Annotated in this window: 21 protein-coding genes and 1 tRNA gene; 7 read left to right on the forward strand and 15 right to left on the reverse strand. The window is 53.4% G+C overall.

The genetic code is table 11. From position 1 onward, the window contains the following. The first annotated feature begins 40 nt into the window (after window positions 1-40). Entirely contained in the window at window positions 41-3,679 is a 3,639-nt protein-coding gene (gene rgy / locus PYCH_RS03300) for a reverse gyrase (protein ID WP_013905419.1), read from the forward strand. 176 nt (window positions 3,680-3,855) lie between these two features. Further along, entirely contained in the window at window positions 3,856-4,650 is a 795-nt protein-coding gene (trmBL2, locus tag PYCH_RS03305) for an HTH-type transcriptional regulator TrmBL2 (RefSeq protein WP_013905420.1), read from the forward strand. Window positions 4,651-4,716: 66 nt separating this feature from the next. Here the strand turns inward: trmBL2 and PYCH_RS03310 are convergent, their stop codons facing one another. The 9 genes from PYCH_RS03310 to PYCH_RS03350 all read right to left on the reverse strand — a co-directional run bounded on the left by PYCH_RS03310 (window position 4,717) and on the right by PYCH_RS03350 (window position 10,942). After that, window positions 4,717-5,760 carry a CGP-CTERM sorting domain-containing protein gene (locus PYCH_RS03310; protein WP_013905421.1) on the reverse strand — a complete coding sequence of 348 codons (1,044 nt, stop codon included), beginning with the start codon at window positions 5,758-5,760 and terminating at the stop codon, window positions 4,717-4,719. Window positions 5,761-5,848: 88 nt separating this feature from the next. Next, the gene (locus tag PYCH_RS03315; RefSeq protein WP_158306784.1) at window positions 5,849-6,184 is read right to left on the reverse strand and encodes a DUF4855 domain-containing protein; all 336 of its coding nucleotides are present in this window, start codon (window positions 6,182-6,184) and stop codon (window positions 5,849-5,851) included. Window positions 6,185-6,582: 398 nt separating this feature from the next. Then, complete coding sequence (locus tag PYCH_RS03320; protein WP_013905423.1) at window positions 6,583-6,795, reverse strand: helix-turn-helix domain-containing protein; 213 nt, start codon at window positions 6,793-6,795, stop codon at window positions 6,583-6,585. Beyond that, window positions 6,792-7,109, reverse strand: a complete 318-nt coding sequence (locus PYCH_RS03325; RefSeq protein ID WP_013905424.1) for an Sjogren's syndrome/scleroderma autoantigen 1 family protein — start codon at window positions 7,107-7,109, stop codon at window positions 6,792-6,794. Before PYCH_RS03325 ends, PYCH_RS03320 begins: the two co-directional genes overlap by 4 nt. Continuing rightward, complete coding sequence (locus PYCH_RS03330; RefSeq protein ID WP_013905425.1) at window positions 7,106-7,837, reverse strand: arginase family protein; 732 nt, start codon at window positions 7,835-7,837, stop codon at window positions 7,106-7,108. The genes PYCH_RS03325 and PYCH_RS03330 overlap by 4 nt, the downstream gene beginning before the upstream one ends. 15 nt (window positions 7,838-7,852) lie before the next feature. After that, a complete protein-coding gene (taw2, locus tag PYCH_RS03335; RefSeq protein ID WP_013905426.1) occupies window positions 7,853-8,689 on the reverse strand; it encodes a tRNA(Phe) (4-demethylwyosine(37)-C(7)) aminocarboxypropyltransferase Taw2 in 837 nt (278 codons plus the stop codon). Then, window positions 8,670-9,200, reverse strand: a complete 531-nt coding sequence (locus PYCH_RS03340) for an NTPase (protein ID WP_013905427.1) — start codon at window positions 9,198-9,200, stop codon at window positions 8,670-8,672. The genes taw2 and PYCH_RS03340 overlap by 20 nt, the downstream gene beginning before the upstream one ends. Window positions 9,201-9,231: 31 nt before the next feature. Next, on the reverse strand, window positions 9,232-9,948 hold the full coding sequence (locus tag PYCH_RS03345; RefSeq protein WP_013905428.1) for an ABC transporter ATP-binding protein: 717 nt from the start codon (window positions 9,946-9,948) through the stop codon (window positions 9,232-9,234). Continuing rightward, window positions 9,941-10,942, reverse strand: a complete 1,002-nt coding sequence (locus PYCH_RS03350) for a FecCD family ABC transporter permease (protein WP_048058185.1) — start codon at window positions 10,940-10,942, stop codon at window positions 9,941-9,943. The genes PYCH_RS03345 and PYCH_RS03350 overlap by 8 nt, the downstream gene beginning before the upstream one ends. Window positions 10,943-11,033: 91 nt before the next feature. On the opposite strand from PYCH_RS03350, the gene PYCH_RS03355 reads away from it, so the two are divergent. Beyond that, complete coding sequence (locus tag PYCH_RS03355; protein ID WP_048058186.1) at window positions 11,034-12,947, forward strand: GNAT family N-acetyltransferase; 1,914 nt, start codon at window positions 11,034-11,036, stop codon at window positions 12,945-12,947. An 89-nt stretch (window positions 12,948-13,036) separates the two neighbouring features. Here the strand turns inward: PYCH_RS03355 and PYCH_RS03360 are convergent, their stop codons facing one another. The 6 genes from PYCH_RS03360 to PYCH_RS03385 form a co-directional block, all read right to left on the reverse strand. Further along, a complete protein-coding gene (locus PYCH_RS03360) occupies window positions 13,037-13,429 on the reverse strand; it encodes a CoA-binding protein (protein WP_013905431.1) in 393 nt (130 codons plus the stop codon). 106 nt (window positions 13,430-13,535) lie between these two features. Further along, the gene (locus PYCH_RS03365) at window positions 13,536-13,757 is read right to left on the reverse strand and encodes a MoaD/ThiS family protein (RefSeq protein WP_013905432.1); all 222 of its coding nucleotides are present in this window, start codon (window positions 13,755-13,757) and stop codon (window positions 13,536-13,538) included. Window positions 13,758-13,782: 25 nt separating this feature from the next. After that, window positions 13,783-15,654 (reverse strand): aldehyde ferredoxin oxidoreductase family protein, encoded by a 1,872-nt coding sequence (locus PYCH_RS03370; RefSeq protein WP_013905433.1) that lies wholly within the window; start codon window positions 15,652-15,654, stop codon window positions 13,783-13,785. Between the two features lie 4 nt (window positions 15,655-15,658). Next, a complete protein-coding gene (locus tag PYCH_RS03375; protein ID WP_013905434.1) occupies window positions 15,659-16,180 on the reverse strand; it encodes a 4Fe-4S dicluster domain-containing protein in 522 nt (173 codons plus the stop codon). Between the two features lie 6 nt (window positions 16,181-16,186). Then, the gene (locus PYCH_RS03380; RefSeq protein ID WP_013905435.1) at window positions 16,187-16,708 is read right to left on the reverse strand and encodes a ferritin; all 522 of its coding nucleotides are present in this window, start codon (window positions 16,706-16,708) and stop codon (window positions 16,187-16,189) included. 37 nt (window positions 16,709-16,745) lie between these two features. Continuing rightward, the gene (locus tag PYCH_RS03385) at window positions 16,746-17,546 is read right to left on the reverse strand and encodes an N-glycosylase/DNA lyase (protein ID WP_013905436.1); all 801 of its coding nucleotides are present in this window, start codon (window positions 17,544-17,546) and stop codon (window positions 16,746-16,748) included. 235 nt (window positions 17,547-17,781) lie between these two features. Here PYCH_RS03385 and PYCH_RS03390 point away from each other — a divergent pair. From PYCH_RS03390 to cutA, 4 genes are all read left to right on the forward strand, one after another. Continuing rightward, window positions 17,782-17,869 (forward strand) — tRNA-Leu (locus PYCH_RS03390). Between the two features lie 20 nt (window positions 17,870-17,889). After that, window positions 17,890-18,198, forward strand: coding sequence for a DUF424 domain-containing protein (locus PYCH_RS03395; RefSeq protein WP_013905437.1), 309 nt, complete (start codon window positions 17,890-17,892; stop codon window positions 18,196-18,198). A gap of 6 nt (window positions 18,199-18,204) precedes the next feature. Beyond that, window positions 18,205-19,365: a 60S ribosomal export protein NMD3 gene (locus PYCH_RS03400; RefSeq protein WP_013905438.1), complete on the forward strand. Its 1,161-nt coding sequence runs from the start codon at window positions 18,205-18,207 to the stop codon at window positions 19,363-19,365. A gap of 2 nt (window positions 19,366-19,367) precedes the next feature. After that, complete coding sequence (cutA, locus tag PYCH_RS03405; RefSeq protein ID WP_048058357.1) at window positions 19,368-19,673, forward strand: divalent-cation tolerance protein CutA; 306 nt, start codon at window positions 19,368-19,370, stop codon at window positions 19,671-19,673. Window positions 19,674-19,708 lie beyond the last annotated feature (35 nt).

A 19,708-nucleotide genomic window follows, 5' to 3' on the forward strand; every position in this document is an offset into this window, starting at 1 on the left:
AGAGTCCCGAGCGGTAAGTTATAATTCAGAGGGGAGGCTCATGAAAGCAATTTACAGAGGCATGTGTCCAAACTGTGAGGGCAGGATAAGCGACGAGAGGCTCTCAATGAAAAACCCTTGTGAATCCTGTCTTGACGAACCCGTCGGCGAGCAGGTTTACTTTGACCTCATAAAGGCCGTTAGGGACGCCCTCAAGCTCAAAGGGACTCTCAAAGAGTGGGAGGAAATTTATAAGCTCAACAAGGCCGTGAAGGACGTGGAAAAGTTCTTCGAAAAGGCCACAGGCTTCACCTTCTGGAGCGCCCAGAAGACGTGGGTAAAAAGGCTCGTTAGGGGAAGGAGCTTCTCGATAATAGCCCCAACCGGAATGGGCAAGAGCACCTTCGGAGCCTTCATGGCGATATACTTCGCCCAGAAGGGGAAGAAGAGCTACATAGTCGTCCCAACAACCCCGCTCGTCATCCAAACAGTCAGGAAGATTCGGACAATGGCAGAGAGAGCCGGCGTCGAAGTAAACCTAGCTTACTATCATGGCAACCTCAAGAAAAAGGAGAAGGAGGATATGCTGGCCAAGATAAGGGACGGGAACTTCGAGATTCTCGTTACGAGCTCTCAGTTCCTCGCCACGCGCTTCGACGAGCTCCTGAAGGATAAGAAGTTCGACTTCATCTTCGTGGACGACGTTGACGCCTTCCTCAAAGCGAGCAAGAACATAGACCGCTCCCTAATTCTCCTCGGCTTCACCGAGGATGTAATAGCGAAGGCCTGGGAGATAATCAAGCTGAAGAAACAACTGGCAAAGCTCCTTCAGAGAGGAAATATCGAAGATATCGAGCGGCTCAACTCTCAAATAGAGAGATTAGAGGAAGAAATAGAAGCCTTTAGGCAAAAGAACAATGTAGGTGTCCTAATAGTAGCCTCGGCCACAGGAAGCGCCCGAGGAGACAGGATAAAGCTCTACCGCGAGCTCCTCGGCTTCGAGGTCGGGAGCGGCAAGTCCGTCCTCAGGAACGTCGTAGATTCCTATCTAATACCCGAAAAGCCCGTAGAGGACGTCGTGGCAGAGCTCCTTCAGAAGCTTGGCAAGGGTGGCCTGATATTCGTTCCCATAGACAAGGGCATCGAGTACGCGGAAAAGCTCACCGAGTTCCTAAAGGAAAGAGGCTTCAGGGTCGAGCTCGTCTCTGCTAGGAGCAAGAAGGGGCTAGAGCTCTTCGAGAGAGGCGAAGTGGACCACCTTGTAGGCGTGGCTACTTACTATGGAACAATAGTCAGAGGACTCGACCTGCCACACCTCATACGCTTCGCCCTATTCACAGGCATCCCCAAGTTCCGGTTCAGCCTCGACCTCGAACAGCCCACAATATACCGAGTCCTCGGACTCATGAGCGAGATAATAGAGTTCCTGCCCGAAGAAGATAGAAGAACCGGAGAGAAGCTCTACTCAAGACTTAGGAAGATTATCAGGAATGTGCCCCAGTTCGAGCTTATGAAAATAGAAGAGGCCCTCGCCGAGGGACTCCCCCTCGAAGGCTTCCAAAACCACGTCCTTGAGATATTTAGGGAAGCCGTCGAATTCCTTCGGAGAGTTCTGAAGAACGAGATCGTGCTTAAGAAGATAGCAGAAGATCCGTTCCTCAGCCTGAAAAGAGAAGGAGACAAGTGGTTCATTGAGATACCGGACGTCAGAACATACATCCAAGCCAGCGGAAGGACGAGCAGGCTTTTCGCCGGCGGAATAACCAAGGGTCTCAGCGTCCTCATCGTGGACGACGAAAAAGTCTTCAACGGCCTAGTCAGACAGATGCGCTGGCGCTTCACGGAGTTCAAGATGATCCCCTTCGAGGAGCTTGACCTCGAGGAAGTTCTCAAGGAGATAGACGAGGACAGGGAGAAAGTTAAACTTGTGATGGAGGGCAAGATAAGCGCCAAGGTCAAGGACCTAGTCAAATCGGCACTTATGATAGTGGAGAGCCCCAACAAGGCCAGAACAATAGCCAGCTTCTTCGGTCAGCCCAGCAAGAGAAGGATAGGGGACTTAGTGGCCTACGAGGTAAGCATAGGCGACAGAATGCTTACAATCCTAGCGAGCGGTGGCCACATGTTTGATCTCGTTACGAACGAGGGATATCACGGTGTTCTCATCCAGAAGAAGGAAGGAAGGCCATTCTTCATACCAGTTTACGACACGATAAAGAGGTGCAGGGACTGCGGCCATCAGTTCGTAGACTGGGAGGAAAAAGGAGCCTGTCCCCGCTGCGGCTCAAAGAACGTCCACGATGCCCTTGAAAACGTGAAAGCGATGCGCGAGATAGCGCAAGAGGTCGATGAGATCCTCATAGGAACGGACCCAGACACCGAGGGTGAGAAGATAGCCTGGGACATAAGAAACGTCCTTGCCCCATACGCCCCCGTCATAAAGCGCATAGAGTTCCACGAGGTTACAAGGCCAGCAATACTGAAGGCCCTCAGGGAGGCGAGGGACGTAAACGAGAACCGCGTCAACGCCCAGCTCGTCAGGCGCATAGAGGATAGATGGATAGGCTTCGAACTCAGCCAGAAGCTCTGGGAGGTCTTCGAGAACAGAAACCTCTCCGCCGGTCGCGTTCAAACACCCGTGCTCGGCTGGGTAATCCAGCGCTACAAGGAGTTCACAGAGAGCGAGACAGACTTCCTCAACATAACCCTAGAGAACGGACTTAGCATTACCCTGGAAGGTGCTAAGGGCAAGGTGGGAGAGGTAATCGTTGAGGATGTTCAGGTGGAAGAGCGTGACGTCAATCCACTGCCACCCTACACCACGGACACCATGCTCCAAGACGCTTCCCGCATCCTCGGCTTCTCTGCCCCCTATGCCATGCAGCTCGCCCAGGACCTCTTCGAGGCCGGACTTACGAGTTACCATAGAACCGACTCCATTCACGTAAGCAACACAGGGATAGAGATAGCCAAAGAATACATAACCCAGGAGATAGGCGAGGGCTACTTCCAGCCAAGGCCATGGGGGCAGGAAGGAGCTCATGAGGCCATAAGACCCACGAGACCAATAGACACCGGCAGGCTAATCCAGCTCATTCGCGATGGCATAATAACGCTGCCCAAGAACCTCACGAGGGATCACTTCAGGCTCTACGACCTAATATTCAGGCGCTTCATCGCGAGTCAGATGAAAGCCGCCCGGGTCCTCTACGAGAAAGCTATAATCAACGCCGGCCTTGGAAAGGCCGAAGTGGAGGGTTACTTGGAGGTGCTCTTCGACGGATGGTCAAGGATAAAGCCCCTGCCACTCAAGCAGCTTCCGAAGCTGGAGCCAGGTCAGAGGATCAAGGTCAAAGAGCTCAAGCACTGGCGCGCCCCGAAGGTCTCCCTGTACACGCAAGGCGACCTGATAGCACTTATGAAGGAGAGAAGGATAGGAAGGCCGTCCACTTATGCAAAGATAGTTCAGACCCTGCTCCAGAGGGGCTACGTCGTTGAGACGAAGGGCAGAAAGAAGCTCGTGCCAACGGAGAAGGGGATAAAGGTCTACCACTACCTAGTGAGCAAGTACAAGGACCTCGTGAGCGAGGAGAGGACAAGACAGCTGGAAGAACTCATGGATATGGTTGAGGAAGCCAGAGCCGATTATCAAGAGGTTCTCAATGACCTCTACAAAGAGATACAAACATATGTTAGGTAGCCGAGAACCTTTTTAACCCCTCTTTCTATCTTTGCACATGCATACAACTTTCCTCAAATTCGCCCGAGTATCCAGCAATTTTGATCATACATCTAATGATTTTTATCTTCAATTGAGAAAAACTTATATACTAGAAGCTTCCAAAACCTATTGACAAGTATATGGCGGTGGTAACCATGAGCAAGGAGAGAATGGTCGAGCTTTTACAAGAACACTTTGAGCTTAACTTATACGAGGCCAGAGCTTACGTTGCCCTCGTGGCGTTTGGAGTCCTTACCCCCGCCGAATTGGCCAGCGTTTCTGAGGTTCCTGCCCCAAGAACTTACGATGTCCTTAGGAGCCTCGAGAAGAAGGGCTTTGCAATGAGCCAGCCCGGCAAGACCAACAAGTACAGGCCCGTCCACCCGGCCAACATCCTAGAGAAGTTCATTGAGGAGTGGCAGGAGCGCGTTAAGGAGGAGTTGGAAGCCAAGAAGAAGGCTAAGGAGGAGCTTCTTGAGCTTATGGCTCCCCTCATAGAGACGGAGGTTCCCAAGTACGGCGTTGAGAGAGTCTGGGTCGTCAGAGGTATCAAGAACTCCACCCTCAAGACCAAGGAAATGCTGGAGGAAGTTGAAAAGGAAATACTCCTAGCGGATGACGGCTTTATTGCCGTGAACCTTGAGGAGGATATACTCGCGGCCGCTGACAAGGGCGTCAAGATAAAGGTCGTCCTCACGAAGTCCCTCCTACCAAGGCTCAAGGGCTCCAAGCTGATCGAGTATGCCAAGAAGGGCAAGATAGAGATTAGGGCTATCGAGAAAATCGATATACCAATGCTCATCTGCGACGAGGAGGTATTCTTCGCCCTCGAGGACATTGCAGCAAGATACTTCAACTACGAGACCCAGGTCTGGATAAAGGACTACCGCATCGTTGAGCTCTTCAAGTCCAAGTTCAACGAATACTGGGACAAGGGAGAGAAGATCTGATTCCTCTTTTCCTTTGTTCTTTATGTGCCATTTTGCTACCCTACCTGCGTTAAAAAGAGAGGAGAGCTAACGCCTTCTGAGGATTAACGGAATCACTACGAGCAAACTTATCAGCCCTGGTCCGCAGATGCCCTTTTTGGTTTCTTTTGTGTTGGTTGGTGTTTTCGTTGTATTGGGAGACATCTTTGTTGTGTAGGTTGTGCCGTTGGTCTCAACGGTCTTGGTAGATGTATCCGCACTGGTCTTGCAGACCGTCACGTTGGCTATCTTGACACTGTCCGGGAACCACTGACCTCCTCCCCGCCCTGAAGGGCGAGGGTTCCAACGAGTTAACCCCTCGCCAGAGGCGGTTCGGTTCGCGGGCCCATCACCTACCCCCGTTACCAGTTTCGGTTCAGCCCGCAGGCCGGGTCTTCGGCCCGTTACCCCTACCGGCAAACCCGGATTAGGGTTATCGTTTAGAGGCCACCCCTCAGAGTTTTTGACTGCCAGGAGGCAGTCTTTTGAAAGGACGCTTAACAACGCCAACCCTCCAACGCTGGAGGGTAACGTGAAACCCCTCATCCTGACATTGACCGGCTCAATGCAGAATTTACTGGGATTGAAGCGGTAGATACCATAGACATGAGTCATCGGAGGGTAGAACGTGAGGTCCAGGTACCAGCTTCCGTTTATGAAGCGCGCACCGTTGAGAGAATGTCTAAGGGTGTAGTGGTAGAGGGCCCTGAACTGGTCAAGGAGGGTGCTATAGTTTGGATAAAGAGCTCTGAACGCAGGCGTGAAGTTGAGAATGTAGAGCTGGGCGTCATTGAAATAAAAAAGGTACTCATTTCCCCCAAGAACCTCCCCGGTGGTTGCGTTGGCGCAGTTGATTCCTGAGAGGGGAGGACAGTATGGCTCGTAAGTGAGGATGAGGAGAGGGACAAAAGCGTCGCTTCCGTTGGAGATGACGGAGTACCGAACGTTATAGACGTAACCGCCTGATTCAACTGAAACCACCGCTCTGGAAAAGAGGGTGAGGGAGAGGAACAGAATGACGATAGTTTTGTTTTCGGCGCATCTGACCGAATATCCGCACGGAATGCCCAGGACTGTCCTGTCTGCTTCCATCTCTATTGAGATTACAGTGTTTGGATTTTGTTTCCTGACTTGTTTTTGCAGCCCATCGTGAATGTACCTGATTTTCTCAACGAGTTTCTTATATGAGTACGGGAACGTTTGTTATGCAGTTTTTGTTCTGATAGTAATTTGGCTGAACGAATACGTAATCAAAGTAGCCGCCAACTTTGAGAATCCCGTCAAACGCATCATTGCTCAAATACGACACGCCTCTATCATTAGTTGCCGGAATCCAGATCAACTCCAGCCAATGGTCGTGGATGTAGTCGTACATGTATTGGATGAATTCCTTAGAAACGTTCTTGCCATAGTTGCTGGTTTGAAGACAGCTCTCGTAGCTCCAGTAAAAGCCCCGGAGGTTGCCGTTGTTAACGCTCAGAACACCATCAATCCAGCCTTTATAGTACGAGTTCACGCCGGAGTATTTAAATGGAATCAGTGTCTGGTCCCTTTGGCCCCCATCAGGACGCTTGAAGGGTATCGTTGTGTACACCGGAATCTCGCGTATATGGTTTGCTACCCATGTTGCGAATTCTTTCCCATCGTTGCGTCCTGAATCATAATACGGGCCGGTATAGTGGGAACCTCCCCCTCCCCATCAAGTGCAACGACTCTATCAAAACCCCTCCCTCTGAAGTCCTCGGGGTGGCCTTCCTGCCTCCAACGGTCATCCTTGACTCGTAGTCAGAACAATTCCACCTAACCCACCATAGTGCGAACTTTGCCACGAGACATCACCATCATAAGTACTGCTGACACGTATAAAAAACTATTTGAATTTTTACTCAAGCTCCAATCCAAATATGAAAGGGCTCAAACGTACTTGAACTCCTCCCCGAGCTCGTCCCTCTCCTTCAGCTTCCAGTAGAGCTTTCCGTCCTTCCGGTAGCTCCCGACCTTTCCGCTCTCTGCGAAGCGAAGTAAGTAGCGCCTCACTTCCATTGGCCCAATTCCGGTTTCCTCAGCTATCTCCTCAACCGTCTTGGGACCATTCTCAAGTGCCTTGAGAACCTTCAGGTGCTTCATGTCCCTCCCTCCAGACGCCTGTATCTTTCGATGACCGTGATAAGCTTTTCCATGACCTCAAGGTGCCTCTCCAGCGCCTCAATATCTTTGGGCAGAGAGCTGGCAAGTTCCCTCAGCTTCTCAAGAAGAACTTCCTCAACGCTCCTCATCTCCTCCCTGCGCTTCTTCTCCCTGTACTCACAGACCGGACAGAAGACCTTTCCATCCTTTTCGAAGAGAGGAGCACCACACTTGGGGCAGTGCTTGTCCAGCATCTTAGCTCCTGAAAGGAGGAGAGGGGCTATGATCTTCCGAATCTCCTCATCTGTTATCATTCAATCACCTCCTTCAGGGCCTGAAAGACCTCCAACACGGCTCTCCTTCCAAGCTGTGATTTCTTCACCCTGTCGGAGATCTCGGCCATGTCAAAGGCCCTAACCGTGAACACCTCCCCAATCGCCTCGATGAGCTCAAGGAGCTCCTCGAGGCAGAGTTCCCCGTGCTGGAACCTTGCTATCCTATATTCAGGTCTCAGGACGTCAAGATCCACCGTTAAATATATGGCAGGACCAAGGTATCGTCTGGCGTCCTCGACCACACCCAAAACACCGTGGCTCCTCAAGTTCACATAAGTCCTCCATCCCCTTCCCGTTTTCCTGCTCCTTGGGATGGCTGGATAAATCCTCACCCTCCTCGTCCAGAGCCGAGATTTTTCGGTAGCCGGAATCATGAGGACGGGTCCTATGACGGCGGCCCTCTCAACGACTCTCTCCTCCAGGGCATAGGCAAGCCATGAACCGTGGTCAAGGTAGTCATGCATAAGATCCGTGTGAGCATCCACACTTATTATCCTCCCCGGCTTCACCCTTTTGAGAATCCCGTAGGTGGCCAGGTGCTCTCCTACGATGTAGCACTTATCTTCGGGGATTCCGGGAAGCCCTTGGAGGGTGAGAGCCTCCACCAGCCGGAAATCGTCGACAAGACCCTCCCTCACCAGGAGCCTCCCGACGTACTTCACACCCTCCCTGTTGGGCGCCTCCCCAAGGGCTATGAGCGTGACCATAGGATTTACCCCTTTTCAACTCTTGTAAACCTTCACATCAACAACAACGTGCCAAACGCCGGGGGCGTAGCGCTTTATGACAAGTTCATTGAGCTTCTCGACCTCGTACCCGAGCTCTCCGGCGACCTTCCGGAACGTTCGGAACGGCTCCTCCGGCATGAGCCTCTCGGGAACCGTGTTGTGATAGTGGATTATCGCCTCATCCTTCGCTATGCTTAGGGCTTTGGGAATAAACTCATGCGTCCTAACGACGTATCCCATCAGAACCCTGTCGGCGATATTCTCGGCTGGAAAGTTGCGGTTGTCCATGTTGTATGGCGTGACGAGGTCTTGAACGCCATTCAGCCAGATATTTTCCACTAAAAAGCGAAAGGTGTAGGGATCCTTCTCTATAACTATTACCCTCGCCCGCTTATGAACAGCCATGGGGAGGCTCAAGTGGCCTATGCCCGCGAACATATCAACGACCAGCTCCCCTGGTTTTGCCACTTCGGCCATCCTCACCCTCTCCTTGACGTTGGCTGGGGAGAACATTATCCTCGCGACATCCAGCTTGTACTTCACGCCGTTCTCAATGTGAACCGTGATCGTGTCATTTCCATATAGAAGCTCGAAGTCCGGCTTCCTGGTCTCCCCCCTTATGTGACCCTTCCTGAGAACCGTCTTGACACCCAGAACCTGAGCATAAACTTCCGCTATCCGGCGCTTGTAGGGTTCGAGCTCGGGCCTCAGGGGGAGAAGAAGAACATCCCCTATCCTGACCCAGTGCTTAGGCAGCTTCTCAAGGAGCTCGGGTGGAAGCTCTCTAGATAGTATCTCCCTAATTCTTGGCTTAATAACCTGCGTTCTCATTCCCCAGCACCCTCAGTAGTGCCGAAAGAACCTCCATGAAGACTGAGTTCCTGTTCTCGGGCGTCAGCCAGTAGTACTCGCCGAGCACCCTGTACCTATCCACGTACCTCCTGTGGACGGTTGCGAGTAGGGGCTTCTCTGCCTTTAGAGCCTCCCCAAGAACCCTCACGAACTCGTTGCTCTTGAACTCCATTGCCCCGATTTCATCAATTATCACTACGTCAGCGCTTTCAATAGCCCTCCTTATGGCCGGAACGCCGACCCTCTCAAGGCCCTCAACGTCAACAACGTACTTCCCGACCCGGGGGTATCCCTGACCGACGTAGGCAAGCCTTCCGACTTCACCCGTATCAAGGGCCACCACCCGGAAACCAACCCGTCTCCCACCACTCCTCACTTCCTCAGTTATCATCCCACCGACGGAGTATCCCTTCTCCCTCAAAGCCTCCGCTATCCTCTTCGCGAGGGTTGTCTTGCCGACACCTGGCATCCCCGAGACGAAGAACCTCATGGGAGAAAGCTCAGCACACGGCTTATTAAAATTACGGGACGACTACTAGCCTACCTTCGACCTCCCTTATCCGCAGAGGTATTCCGTAAACGGCCCCCAGAACATTCTCCTCAAGCTCTTCCCTCCTCCCCTCCCAGAAGACGCGGCCCTCTCGAAGGATTACGATTCTGTCCGAGTACTGCAGGGCGAGGTTGAGGTCATGGAGAACTGTCACCACGACTTTCTCCTCCTTGAGTTCCTCGAGGAGCTCCATAATACTCACGGCATGATTCACGTCGAGGTGTGAGGTGGGCTCATCCAAGAGCAGGACGTCGCTCCCTTGGGCGAGCGCCCTCGCTATTAGGGCGAGCTGATATTCACCGCCGCTGAGCCTCGTTATGAGCTCACCCCTCCTTTCCCAGAGCCCTACCCTCTCCAGGGCATCCCTCACGTCTCCGCCCGTTGCATATGTACCCATCTCAACGAATTCCTCCACGGTGAAGGCGAACTCGGGGAAGGAGCTTTGAGGGACATAAGCGACGTAGCAGGCCCGCTCCCTAGGCTTAAGGGCCAACAAATCAACACCATCGTAGCTCACCCGGCCAGTTGGCCTCAGTATCCCAACGATGCACTTGAGGAGCGTGGACTTACCGGCCCCGTTTGGCCCAATTATGGATAGAAGCTCTCCCTTTCTCGCCGAGAACGAGGCGCCCTCAAGTATCCTTTTCCTGCCGTAGGAAAAGGAGACCTCGACACTCAGCTCAGGCATAGAGCTCCCCCCTCTTCCTCCTGACGAGGAGGTAAGTGAAGAAGGGTGCCCCAAAGAGTGCCGTAATTATCCCTACGGGGACTTCTGCCGGGGCTATCACCACCCTCGATATCAGGTCAGAGAGAACCATGAGAACACCACCAAAGAGGGCGGCCGCCGGAAGGAGCCGCCTATGATTGGGCCCCACGATGAGCCTCATAACGTGAGGACTCACGAGGCCCACGAACCCTATTATCCCGCTGTTTGCGACGGCCACCCCCGTGAGGAGGGATATCGCCGCTATCACCAGCTTCCTGTATAGGTTAACATCGAGGCCGAGGGCCACGCTCTCCTCTCCCAGGAGAAGGAGGTTGAGCTCCCTCCAGCTAAACATGAGAAGGGAGAAGCCCACTAGAACGGCACCAATCATGACGGCGAGCTTCCCCCAGTCGGCCAGGCTGAAGGTCCCCATGAGCCAGAGTATCCCAGCGTGAATCTCTTCCCTGTTCACGTAGAGGATGTAGGAGGTTAAGGCGTGAGAGAAGAATCCAAGAGCTATTCCTGCTAGGAGTAAGACGTCCACGGGAACGTGCCCATCCACCTTTGCCAGACCATAGACGATGTAAACAGCCAAGAGGGCACCTACCAGAGCAGCTAAGCCCACGTACTTCGGGGCGTAAACCATGGCAAGGGCCGCCCCAACCGAGGCCCCGCCGCTTATGCCGAGGATATATGGGTCGGCGAGCGGATTCTTAAAGAGAGCCTGCGAGGCCGTGCCGGCCGATGCCAAGGAGAAGCCCACGATATAGGCAAGTAGAACCCTCGGCAACCGTATCTTGAGGATTATGTAGGCGTTTGAGCCCACGTTCCCTCCCCGAAGGCACTCGGAGACCATGGAGGGGCTCAGAGATGAGAAAACCTCGGAAAGGGGTATCCTGACTGAGCCAAGTGAGAGGGCAATAATGAGAGAGGCTATGGATAGCAGGATGAGCGTCGTTGTGACCCTGACCTTCATGCTGGACAAATCATCCATGAGCTTAAAAGGGTTTTCCACGACTAGGGAACAGTTATTAAATGACCCCGCCCCAATCTTTATGGTGGTTCTGGTGATACTGAGGGGCAAGATCGTGGCGGGCAAGGTGCCCCGCTTCAAGCACCGGTGGTTTGGAATCCTTGATGTAGACGTTGGCGGCGAGATATACAGGCTCTACATGAGCGGGATTGCCCAGTGGCTTGTGGAAGGGGACGAAGTCGAGATACACATTAAGAACCCGCCTAGGACCGTTGACGGAGTTAGGCTCCTCGACTTCGATGATTATGAGCTTTACAAGTTCTACAAGGGAGAGAAGGTCAAGGTCTGGCCCCTCTGGGTCAAAACGTATAAGGCCAAACGCTTCTCCCCATTGACGGGCGAACTCCTCTACACCTACGAGATAAGGGCAAGGGAGGCGACGTACGAGAGTGACTTTGAGGCGATAGCGGAGCTGGAACAGTATCACTACGCCAGCCAGAAGGAGAAGGTCGCCCTCTGGCGGTGTGAGAAGTGTGGGATGATAATCGAGGCCAACACAAGGCCCCCTTGTCCTAAATGTGGGAGCGAAAAAGTCCACATCCTCGAGATAAAGGGCTCGACGCCCGCCTCACGCTTCCTGCTCCTGGAGCTCGTCAAGAGGGAGGAGTACGAGCCGAGGGTCCTCGCCTACGTCCGCATCGACCCGCCCATTCCCCTAATGCACCGACGCCTTCCCGATGGTAGCGTGGACAAAAACATTAGAGAGAAAGTCTTTCCTGAGGACTGGCTCAAACCAAGCTTCTGGCCCGAAAAAATAATGAAGGAGCTCTACGAGGAGCTCAAGAAAAAGTACCCCAGGAAGATAGCTCGCTCGCTCCTTTGGGAGAAGGCGAAAGAGAGGGCCCTCAGGGAGAGCGATACCGCAGGGGCTAGAATAGCAAGGGTCGTTGTCCATCCGGACTATCGCTCCGACGGATTAGGCCAATTAAGCGTTAGAGCGGCGCTCGAGTGGATTGCCGAGAGAAGAATTCCGGAAATGAGGAAGAAGAAGCACTTCGTCGAGACGATAGCCCAGATGGCCCGCTACAACCCCTTCTTCGAGAAGGTCGGCTTCAGGTTCGTTTGGGAGACCGCCAGCGGAAGGCCAGTCCTCATATACCCACTCACAGACGAGGCAGCAAAGTATCTAGACCGCTACTTCAGGGAAGACCCCCACGCCCCCAAGGGGCCCCTCTGGAGGCCAAGCTACGGGAAGGTGGAGCCTCTAAGTGGGCCCATAGTCTTCAGGAACGTCTCAAAGGTCTTCGAGAGCGAGCTGGACATCAAAGGATTGCCGGATGACATTCAGGAGCTCCTGAAGGCCTTTGGCGTAAGGCACCGTGTAATCCAGAGGCCTGTCTTGAGAAACCTCAACTTTGAGATAAGGCCGGGAGAGCTCATAGCCGTCGTTGGGGCGAGCGGGGCCGGTAAGACTACCCTCCTCCGCCTAATACTAGGTGCGGCGAAGGGCTATTGGGAAGAGAAGTACAGGCCCACGAGCGGTGAAGTTAAGGTCCCTAGGAACGTGAGGGTGTCAGTCCTAATTCCCGGTGAATTCGAGCCGTCCTTCGGTTCAGAGAGCATACTGGAGCACGTTTACAGGAAGATTAAGGACCTGAACGCGGCCGTGGAGGTTCTCAACAGGGCCGGACTCAGCGACGCCGTACTCTACAGGGCCCGTTTCAGTGAGCTCTCGACGGGCCAGAAAGAGAGGGCCAAGATTGCATCCCTGCTTGCCGAGAGGCCAAATCTCCTCCTGATAGACGAGTTTGCGGCCCACCTCGACACTCTGACGGCAATGAGGGTGGCAAGGAAAGTTGCCGAGATAATCCGTGAGGCTGGCATAACCGCGGTGATAATCACCCACAGACCCGAGGTCGTGAAGGCCCTTGACCCCGACAGGGTGCTCTTTGTCGGCTATGGCACGGCGGTCATGAAGAAGAGCGAGGAGGTTGTGGACAAACGCTAGTTCCCCCATCCTCGAGCCTCCTCTTGAAGCGCTCCCACACGAAGTCATAGATCCTCCTCAAAACGTCTGACATAGTAGAATTTCATCACTCACACCTCCAAGAACATTTTTCTGTCGCTTGTCTCCACCATTATGCACTTCCCGAAGCTGTATTCGACGCCGTGGCTCTCTAAGAGCTCTCTAATCTCCTCGCTCTCGGCGCCGGGCTGGAACCAAAGCCTCTTAAAGCCCGCCTCGATGGCTTCCTTCGCCACTTGAATGCCGACTTCCGGAGGAACTACGAATACTATTACGTCCACGTCCTTTGGAAGCTCCTTCACGCTCTTGTAGCACTTCAGCCCCTCGATATCCTCGTGGTTGGGATTAACTGGAAGAACCTCAAACCCTTTGCCAAGCAGATCATGGAGGATAATGTTCCCATACTTGGCTGGGTTCTTAGATGCTCCGACGAGGGCTATCTTTTTGAACTCCTTCGGGTTCATTTCTTTCACCAAGTTTGAATAAGGATTGCCCTTTTTATACGTTGCTGGGCAAAAATGAGTAGGCAAACCGGCCAAATCTTCCTATTTCTGTCGCGATTAAATTCCATCAACCCCCAAAAACTACGGGCAGGAGCTTCACGATATCGCCTTCTTTCAGAACGTGGTCCTCACTTACCTTTTTCTCGTTTACTAGTATATGATGCTCCTCCGCACTTATCCCAAGCTTTCTGAGAAGCTCTCCAATCGTGGTTCCCTCCTCAACCTCCACCTCGCTCCTGGGTGAAAACTTAAGAGCCAGCTCCCCGTAGAGGATAAGCACGACTTTCATAGGCCCACCTCAAAAAAAAGTAATGTCAGAGACCGAGGCGCTTCCTTATCCTCCTGACTTCACGCTTCGCCTCACCGAGGCCTAGCTCCTCAAGAACGTCCTCCCTTGGTATGCCGTTCTCGTCGTAGCCGATTTCCGCATAGTACTGCTTGCGCTTTTCCATGATATCCTCCATTGTGGGAGCCTTCCCTTTCATGGGGCCGCTCGGCAGAGGTTCGTAGAACCTCTGCGGATTATCGTCATCCTTCCTTGGATCCCAATAAACATCAGGGCCGCCGAGAAGGAGAAGGATTCTCTGGAGGTGGATTATTCTAAGGCCGACCTCGTTAAACCACTTCTCAGGGGTTAAGTCGAAGCCCGTAACCGCGTTTCCGAACTCGATGATTTTTTCAAAGCCGGGTTTAGTTGTGAACATGCATATCACCGCAGAGTCATAGAATGCATTCACCAGCTCGCCCTCGTAGCTTTTCGCCGGCAAACCGGCAGTTGCTGTGTGGTCGCCTCCCTGAACGGAGACGGCGTAGCTTATCTCTTTCGTGTAGTCGAGGCCGCTCCTAACTCCGTGGGCACCAACGCCAATGCCCTTGACGTGGACGGCATACTTGAGGACATCAACGCCCTTCATCTCGGAGATTCTAAGCGCGGCCCGGTAGGTGCCTTCGGCCAGTATCTCCCCGATGCCCTTCCTTTCAACTATCAGCTCAAGTAGCTTTGCGAAGGCCTTCTCATCTCCCCACTCAAGCTTGAATCCGATGTCCTCCTCCGTGAGGATTCCGCGCTGGTAAAGCTCTGCCGCAAAGCCGAGGACGTTGCCGGCGTTTATGCCATCCAAGCCGAGTTCGTCAACCAAGTAAGAGAGGTAGATTATCTTCTCGGGCTCGAAGATGCCGAGGTTTGTTCCCATGTATGCCATCAGCTCGTAGTCGGGCGCGTCCGTTATGGCTCCTTTGTACTCTCCGTAGCGGAGGTAGGATATCTTCATGCAGTTGACCGGACAGCCGTAATCGGCCCAGTACTTCTTCACCCAGGCCTTCAGCTCGAAGTTCACCACACTTATCCTCTCGTCGTCGTGGTACTCCTCCTGCCAGTTTTTAATCGGTTCGCTTGAGCGGTCCTTTCCAACGCTGTAGCCTCCCGCTCCCGTTCCCCACTGTCTAAAAGTTGTCATTTGGAACAGCTCCCTCCAGAATTCCCTCAGCATGGCCTTGACTTTATCCCTGTCATGAACAGCTGGGAGAGGTCCGCTTCCCTTAACCAGAATCGCCTTCAGATTCTTACTCCCCATCACGGCACCGTAACCGCCGTAGCCAGCAGCGTGCATAAGCTTGCTCATTATCGCAGAAAAGCGCACCTTCTTCTCTCCACCCCTTCCGATGTACATCATGGCGGGCTCCTTGGGAACGCCCCTCAGCCTAGCCTTTTTCCTAAGCTCATCGTGGACTTCCCTGAGGAGGGTCTTGTGGAGCTCTATTCCACCCATTCCCCAGTACTTGGACGCGTCGCGGATCTCAACCTCGTCGTCGTTTATGAAAAGATAGACGGGCTCCTTAGCCTTGCCGCGAATTATTATCCCGTCGTAGCCGCTCGCTTTGAGCTCAAGACCTACCTCACTGCTAAGGACACTGCCAACGACACCGTTGCTCTCGGGCGATTTGGCTACCACAGAAGTCTTTATCCCTGGGTAGTAGCCCGTCAGCGGCCCGGTGAGGATCAGCAGAAGGTTCTCTTCACCGAGCGGATCAACTTTTTCCCACCTTTCCCCAAGCTCCTTCCACAGGATGTAAGTTCCAAGCCCCCTGCCGCCGTAGAAGCGGAGCATTTCTTCATCTATTTCAACGGTTTTAACTTTTCCAGTGCCCAAATCAACGTCTATGAGTTTTCCGGTGTAGCCGTGCACGGTATCACCCCAGGAACTCCTCCCCATAGAGCTTCCTCGCAAGCTCGATGCTCTTCTCAACCGGATCCTTCGCGAAGGTTCTGTAGACGGAGCGGTACTGGCCTTTTACTAGCGTTAGTGCATCGTGCCCTGCTTCATGACAAACCTCTACGCACTTTGGATTTCCCTCACAAAGGTCACAGATGACGACGCTTCCCTTGCCCACAGGAATCCTTGGGACGTTGCCTGGACATGCTAAGACGCAGGCTCCACACGTGGTACACTTCTCCTCGTCAACGAGAACTGCTCCCGTTTTCTCGTCCACGCTCAGAGCATCAAAGTTGCACGCTTTTACGCAGGGATAATCCTGACACTGGACGCATGTGTGGGGGACGTTGACCCCCGGGAGGAGCTCATATATCCTTATGCGCGATGCTTCCGGCCAGATTACCCCCTCGTGCTCCAAGGAACAGGCTACCTCGCACAGCCTGCAGCCACTGCACCTCTCTGGAGTTACCAGGATCCAAATCCTATCCTCCGTGGACACTGAAAATCACTCCTTATCTTGGATCAAGGTCCCGAGCTTTGCCTGTCTCTGGCCAAGCTCTCTGTCGAGCATGAATAAGGCTTGGGGATTGTCGCCGATTATCTTGAGCTTGTCGAGTATCGCCTTTGTCGAGGCCTCCTCCTCTACCTGCTCTTCGACGAACCACTGGAGGAAGTTGTATGTTGCGTGGTCATTTTCCTCCTGAGCCAGCTCGACGAGCTTGAATATGGACTGTGTGACCCCTACCTCATGGAGATAAACGGCCTCGAAGGCCTTGAGCGGGCTCTCGAAGTCCTGCTTTGGCTTTTCAATCTCATAAAGCTCGACCTTGCCTCCGCGGTTGAAGACATAGTCGTATATCCTCATCGCGTGGCCAAGCTCCTCCTCAGCCTGGGCCTCCATCCATTTGGCGAAGCCCTCAAGCCCCTTGTCCTTGAAGTAGGCAGCTATCCCAAGGTAGAAATATGCGGAAAATAGCTCCTTGTTTATCTGCTCATTGAGTGCCTTAAGCATCCTTTCGCTCAGCATTTGGCATCACCATCTCTATATTACGAGGCTTGAGTTTTTAAGGATGTTGACCGTTAACATTTGTGCCAAGGTTTGCGAGTTCAAGGACGAGGTCCGCTTTTTTGCAGTGCCTCCTCAGCCTCTCAATAACCCTTTCATCGCCGCCAAGAACCGGCCAGAGGATTGAGTCTATGTGAAGTGGCGGAATACCAACGTCCCTCGCTATTCGGCTCCAGAAGGTCGCAGGCGGCTCTCTTGTAAACCGTCTCGTATAGGCTCTTATCCTAACATCCTCGGGGATTGGGATTTCCATTGGGTAGGGTCGAAACTCCCCAAAGGTTATCCGACAGGCGTAGCCGAACATCTTAACCGCGAACACAACTGTTTTTGTGCTTTTTCCCGTGCCAAGAACATTGGCCAAGTTGCTCTGAAGGGAGAGCATGTTCCGGTAGTAGTATCTCAGTCTCCCAAGGTCCAGACGAGCAAGGAAGGGCTCAAGCTTCCGGAGACGGGCTACCTTTCTCCCAACCAGCCTTCGGTTGGTCTTAGATTGGGGAAGAAACCGGGCGTAGGCTTCGGCTATGCTTCCCCTCGGCGGGTTCTTTGAAAAGTACTGCGAAAACTCCCACCACCAGTCCTCACCCTTCCCGCTCAGCTGATAGCTGACGACGGCGTTCGCGATAACGAGCTTGAGAAAAGGTTCCTCGTCCCCAAGGTTCTTCCAGAGGTTCCTCAGGGCGTCAAACTGGAGATCGACCCGCTCCTCTATCGTCCGGGCACATTCAATGCCAAGCTTTCCGAGTATCCCCTTCAGCCTGGCCACATTATCATCAAGGCCTAAGAAGCGGTCGGGGGTCATAGATGCTTCACCTCGGGCCTTCACCTGTCAACACTGAAGTTCCCTACTTTGACCACGGCCATAAGTCTTGCCTTGATGACCTTCACGAGCCCCCATATTCCCGAACCTCCTCCCAAGGGTGCCTCTCGGGTCTATCTTGGATAATCCCTTTTATAACCCCCTTCCCGACGGCGGCCGGCGAAAACTTTATAAGTGCTTCCCCGTCGAACTATAACCCGACAACAAGCGGGACGGAGCGGGGGTTGCCGAGCCTGGTCAAAGGCGCGGGATTGAGGGTCCCGTCCCGTAGGGGTTCCGGGGTTCAAATCCCCGCCCCCGCACCATTTACTTCTGAGGGGTTAGTATGTCGGGAAAGGTATACATTAAGGTCTATAGGGTTCAAGGTGAAGTTCTTCTTGCAGCCTGCGACGAGGAACTCCTTGGGAAAACCTTCAGAGAAGGAGAGCTAAGGTTAGATGTGAAGGAGAGGTTCTACAAGGGGGAGCTCGTGGAGGTCGATGCCCTCGCCGACTTCCTCAAGGAGGCAACGATAGCGAATCTCGTTGGTGAGAGGTGCGTAGGAAAGGCAATAGAGTTGGGATACGTGGATGAGGAGAGGGTGCTCCGCATTCAGGGGGTTCCCCACGCCCAGATGGCCAAGATGCTGTGGTGATGGACTATGAGGTTCTGTTATCGGTGTGGGATAAGCGAAGAAGAGGGTGGCCCTCTCATAGACGGCCTCTGTCAGGTGTGTTTCCGCAGGGAGAATCCCATCCTTCTCCTAGAGCCGGAGAAAAACACGGAGCTATGTCAGAACTGCGGGAGCTATAAAAAGGGGGGCGTTTGGGTGGACCCCCAGAACTACGAGCTCCCAGCCCTCATATTCGAGGTTGCCGAGAACACCCTTATTGAGAGCCTCGAGGAATGCCTGGTCCGTGTGAAGGACTTCGAGATAGTTGGGTGGGAGGATATCGAAGAAAGGGAGCCGCCCGTCGGGAGAGCCCTCGTGGCCTTCAGGCCCGTTGACTGGCACGTGGACTATTTTCCTGCCATAATTATCTACGAGGTGCGTGCCAAGGCCAGAATCCACGAGCTCCAGGTCGAGCCCCACGACGAGACGAGAAGGGTCACCGTTTACGTCCGTCAGACGGTCTGCCCGAGATGCCAAAGGTTCCTCGCGGGCTACTACGAGGCCATCCTCCAAGTGAGGGTGGAGGGCAGGGAGTTCACGAAGGAAGAGAGGGAGGAAATAACGAGGCTCGTCCAGGCTAAGGTCGATGAGATAATGAAGAGGGACAGAATGGGCTTCATCCAAGACACGATAGAGAAGGAGGAAGGAATTGACTTCTACATGGGTTCAACTTCTAGTGCCAGAAAACTTGCCCAAGCCATAAGGGAGCGCTTCGGCGGGACGATAAGCGAGGCCTACGAGCTCGTCGGCCTTGACAGACAGACCAGCAAGGAGATCTACAGGACAAGCGTCACAATCAGGCTACCGAAGTTCAGGAAGGGGGACGTGGTTGGGGATAAGCACGGGCGCGTTTACGTTGTCGAGCGTGTGGATGGCAAAGGGCTTAAGCTCAGGAATCTTGAGGACTGGAGCGAGGAGCACAGGGACTGGAGGACCGTGAAGAGGGATGGGATTGACCTAGTGGAGCACGAGGAGAGGAAGGCCCTCCTCATGAACCTGACGCCGAAGGAGGCTCAGTTTATGGACATGCAGACCTACGAGACCTTCGAGATAGAGAGGCCCAAGATGGAGCTCGAAGAGGGAAGGGTTTATAGACTCATAAGGGTAAGGGGCAGATACTACGTGGGGTTTATGGGGGTGAGTGAATGAGCATGATACTCGTTTACACGACGTTCCCGGACTGGGAGAGTGCCGAAAGGGTTGTAAAGAAGCTTTTGGAGGAGAGACTCATTGCCTGTGTCAACCTCAGGGAGCACAAGGCCTTCTATTGGTGGCAGGGGAAGATAGAGGAGGACACTGAGGTAGGGGCGATATTGAAGACGAAGGAGGAGCTGTGGGAGACCCTAAAGGCGAGGCTGGAGGAAGAACATCCCTACACGGTTCCGGCGATAATAAGGATTGACGCGAGCGATGTGAATGAACCCTACCTCCGGTGGCTTTTTGAGGAAACCAAGTGATGCGTCCGAACTTTTATATATTTCCTCGCCGTCTA

Origin of the sequence: Pyrococcus yayanosii CH1 (assembly GCF_000215995.1) — an archaeon.
In the GTDB taxonomy this organism is placed as follows: domain Archaea; phylum Methanobacteriota_B; class Thermococci; order Thermococcales; family Thermococcaceae; genus Pyrococcus; species Pyrococcus yayanosii.

Excerpts from the sequence above, each read along its gene's own strand:
- cutA (WP_048058357.1), top strand. The coding sequence starts at position 19,368 with ATGATACTCGTTTACACGACGTTCCCGGACTGGGAGAGTGCCGAAAGG.
- PYCH_RS03350 (WP_048058185.1), bottom strand. The coding sequence starts at position 10,942 with ATGAAGGTCAGGGTCACAACGACGCTCATCCTGCTATCCATAGCCTCT.
- PYCH_RS03310 (WP_013905421.1), bottom strand. The coding sequence starts at position 5,760 with ATGGAAGCAGACAGGACAGTCCTGGGCATTCCGTGCGGATATTCGGTC.
- trmBL2 (WP_013905420.1), top strand. The coding sequence starts at position 3,856 with ATGAGCAAGGAGAGAATGGTCGAGCTTTTACAAGAACACTTTGAGCTT.
- PYCH_RS03385 (WP_013905436.1), bottom strand. The coding sequence starts at position 17,546 with ATGACCCCCGACCGCTTCTTAGGCCTTGATGATAATGTGGCCAGGCTG.
- PYCH_RS03380 (WP_013905435.1), bottom strand. The coding sequence starts at position 16,708 with ATGCTGAGCGAAAGGATGCTTAAGGCACTCAATGAGCAGATAAACAAG.
- PYCH_RS03400 (WP_013905438.1), top strand. The coding sequence starts at position 18,205 with ATGAGGTTCTGTTATCGGTGTGGGATAAGCGAAGAAGAGGGTGGCCCT.
- rgy (WP_013905419.1), top strand. The coding sequence starts at position 41 with ATGAAAGCAATTTACAGAGGCATGTGTCCAAACTGTGAGGGCAGGATA.
- PYCH_RS03340 (WP_013905427.1), bottom strand. The coding sequence starts at position 9,200 with ATGAGGTTCTTCGTCTCGGGGATGCCAGGTGTCGGCAAGACAACCCTC.
- PYCH_RS03395 (WP_013905437.1), top strand. The coding sequence starts at position 17,890 with ATGTCGGGAAAGGTATACATTAAGGTCTATAGGGTTCAAGGTGAAGTT.
- PYCH_RS03320 (WP_013905423.1), bottom strand. The coding sequence starts at position 6,795 with ATGAAGCACCTGAAGGTTCTCAAGGCACTTGAGAATGGTCCCAAGACG.
- PYCH_RS03345 (WP_013905428.1), bottom strand. The coding sequence starts at position 9,948 with ATGCCTGAGCTGAGTGTCGAGGTCTCCTTTTCCTACGGCAGGAAAAGG.
- PYCH_RS03360 (WP_013905431.1), bottom strand. The coding sequence starts at position 13,429 with ATGAACCCGAAGGAGTTCAAAAAGATAGCCCTCGTCGGAGCATCTAAG.
- PYCH_RS03325 (WP_013905424.1), bottom strand. The coding sequence starts at position 7,109 with ATGATAACAGATGAGGAGATTCGGAAGATCATAGCCCCTCTCCTCCTT.
- PYCH_RS03330 (WP_013905425.1), bottom strand. The coding sequence starts at position 7,837 with ATGGTCACGCTCATAGCCCTTGGGGAGGCGCCCAACAGGGAGGGTGTG.
- taw2 (WP_013905426.1), bottom strand. The coding sequence starts at position 8,689 with ATGAGAACGCAGGTTATTAAGCCAAGAATTAGGGAGATACTATCTAGA.
- PYCH_RS03365 (WP_013905432.1), bottom strand. The coding sequence starts at position 13,757 with ATGAAAGTCGTGCTTATCCTCTACGGGGAGCTGGCTCTTAAGTTTTCA.